Annotated in this window: 2 protein-coding genes and 2 pseudogenes; all 4 read right to left on the bottom strand. The window is 43.8% G+C overall.

The features are described 5' to 3' along the window. Positions 1-271 (bottom strand): annotated as a pseudogene (locus B4J23_RS13925) (dTMP kinase); the annotation flags it as partial. Between the two features lie 7 nt (positions 272-278). Beyond that, positions 279-725 (bottom strand): annotated as a pseudogene (gene tmk, locus B4J23_RS13930) (dTMP kinase); the annotation flags it as partial. Between the two features lie 2 nt (positions 726-727). Beyond that, a complete protein-coding gene (gene mltG / locus B4J23_RS13935; protein WP_291361459.1) occupies positions 728-1,786 on the bottom strand; it encodes an endolytic transglycosylase MltG in 1,059 nt (352 codons plus the stop codon). Between the two features lies 1 nt (position 1,787). Then, positions 1,788-2,603, bottom strand: coding sequence for an aminodeoxychorismate lyase (gene pabC / locus B4J23_RS13940; protein ID WP_291361460.1), 816 nt, complete (start codon positions 2,601-2,603; stop codon positions 1,788-1,790). Between the last annotated feature and the right edge of the window lie 81 nt (positions 2,604-2,684).

Here is a 2,684-nt window from a genome sequence, read left to right on the forward strand (position 1 = left end):
AATAAGACAGCGCCTGTTCAAACACCTGATCCGGTGTTTGAGTCGCATCCAGACGTTTAATCCGCTCTGGATGACGCTGGCATAGCGCGGCATATCCGGCGCGAACTTTCTCAAAGAAAGTAACTTTCTCTTGTTCAAATCGATCCAGCGCACCTCGGGCACGAGCGCGATTCATACCCAGTTCAATCGGTGCATCCAGCCAGAACGTAATATCTGGCATACGTTCCACAAAATTTTGATTTAACAGATTCAGCTTGTCTTCACTGAGTCCACNNGTCTAGTGCACCACGCTCACGGGCACGAGACATTCCCAGCTCAACCGGTGCATCTAGCCATAATGTAATATCTGGCATACGAGAAACAAAAGACTGGTTGAGAAGCGCCAGTTTATTTTCATTCAGACCACGTCCTGCACATTGATAGGCAAAACTGGCATCACTGAAGCGATCACATAAGACAATTTTTCCAGCATTTAAAGCGGGTAAAATCACTTGTGCCAGATGCTGGGCACGTGCCGCATACATCAGCAATAACTCTGTATCATGGCACATCGCTTCTTCGTGGTTTACGGCCAATAACAGCGAACGAATCTGTTCTGCCATTGGTGTGCCACCCGGCTCGCGGGTCAACACGACCTCTTTACCTTGAGCAATAAAATCATCATAGATACGACGAATGAGTGTGGTTTTCCCTACACCCTCAGTGCCTTCAAAGCTGATAAACATGCTCATTCCTTATTTTTTGAACGTAAAACAGAAAGATACTCTTGCACTGCTCTATTGTGGTCTTGCAGACTGCTGCTGAATTTATGCCCACCATTACCCGTTGCAACAAAATAAAGATTTTGTGAATTGTCCGGATGCATGGCAGCCTCAATAGCTTTCTTGCTTGGCAAAGCAATCGGTGTTGGTGGTAAGCCAGCCATGGTATAGGTGTTATAAGGTGTTGGAGTACGCAGATCCTGACGGGTGATATCACCTTTATAATTCTCACCCATACCATAAATCACGGTTGGATCTGTCTGTAGACGCATGCCGATTTTCAAACGGCGCACAAATACGCCAGACACCTGTTGTAACTCGCTATCCAGACTGGTTTCTTTTTCAATGATCGATGCCATGATCAGCGCTTCATATTTATTCTGATATGGCAGATCTGATGCACGTTTTTCCCAAGCCTGATCCAGAGACTTCATCTGGCGCTGATAAAGATCAGTCAGAATCTTGCGATCCGTTTCGCCTTTGGCAAAGAAATAGGTATCTGGAGCGAACAGACCTTCAGGATGATTAAATGGAATATTGAGTTCTTTGAGCAATTGATCGGTTGGCAAATTCACCACTTCTTTAGTCACCAGATCATCTTTCTTTAAAGCATCAATCAGCTGTTTAAAGGTTGTACCCTCAATCACCAGAATCCGGTTCATCTGAGCATTTTCTGCATTGGAAATCATGTCCAGCACTGCACGGATACTCATACCTTGAGGAATTTCATAGACACCCGCCTTCATGGTGTCATGAATCATGATGCGCTGATACAGCTTTAAAATAACTGGAAAGCTGACATAATTTTCTTTGGCCAGCCGATCAATAAATCCAGAATAGGTTTCACCGTTACTAATTGCCAGTAACTGTTTTTGACCTTCTACAGGATAATCTTTCCATAGGCTAGCTTTCAGGATCAACCCTAGAACCAGGAGTATCCCGATTAGAAATAAAACTATCCCTTTCATGAAACCAGGGCGTTTGGCATTATTTTTCTTTTTGGTTTTAGACTTGGAAGCTGACATATTAATAAGGCATCTGATTCAATCGAAGACGGTTAAAAAGTTCAATACAAGCATCTACATTTAAAGCACGCTGCTCAAATTGAGTGGCAATTTTCATCGGACTGAGCGCATTGCAGAAAAACAAGCTGTCGATATGAGGAATTTCATCCATTTCCACATCACGCTGCTGACAGATAATGCCCTGATCATGCATACGTTGCAAAATTTCTGCACGCATCACACCGAAGACGCCATTATAACGAAGTTCTGGTGTAATCCATGTATTGTTTATACGAATGAAGCAATTACTGCTCACCCCTTCAACAATCGTGCCCTGCACATCAGTTACCAGTGCTTCCGGCCAGCCATGCAGATCCGCTTCCTGTTTAAGCAAAACCTGTTCCAGACGGTTTAAGGTTTTTAGCCCCACCAGATTTGGCATATTGAGACCAATAGCCTGTTGCAATACACCTGTCTGAATCTGCTCATAACTGAAGTCCTGTACAGTTTTCGGATAATAGAACACCCAAAGATCTGCCGGATGGTCTGGCAGGCTATAACCACGCTGCCCTATACCACGACTCAGTACAATCTTTAAGGTGCCGTTCAGTTCAGCTTCTGATTTCAATAACGCTTGCAAACTTTTTTCAATCAGGTCCAGATCAGCCTGCAAACTTAATTTTTGCTGGCTCATCCTTAAACGGGCTAGATGACGGTCTGCTAACTCGATCCGGTTTCGACGGATGCGCGCGGTAGTAAAGCAACCATCACCATAATGAAAGGCACGATCCAGCACATCTATATCTTTGACGGGTTGAGCATTTTTTAAATACAACATGCTTTTAAGGCCTCTCTGATGACGGATAGAGCGATGAAATATAAGCTCTGTCTATATATCTGTTTTACTCACATAAAATTC

Origin of the sequence: Acinetobacter sp. UBA3025 (assembly GCF_002367915.1) — a bacterium.
GTDB lineage: Bacteria > Pseudomonadota > Gammaproteobacteria > Pseudomonadales > Moraxellaceae > Acinetobacter.

Excerpts from the sequence above, each read along its gene's own strand:
- mltG (WP_291361459.1), bottom strand. The coding sequence starts at position 1,786 with ATGTCAGCTTCCAAGTCTAAAACCAAAAAGAAAAATAATGCCAAACGC.
- pabC (WP_291361460.1), bottom strand. The coding sequence starts at position 2,603 with ATGTTGTATTTAAAAAATGCTCAACCCGTCAAAGATATAGATGTGCTG.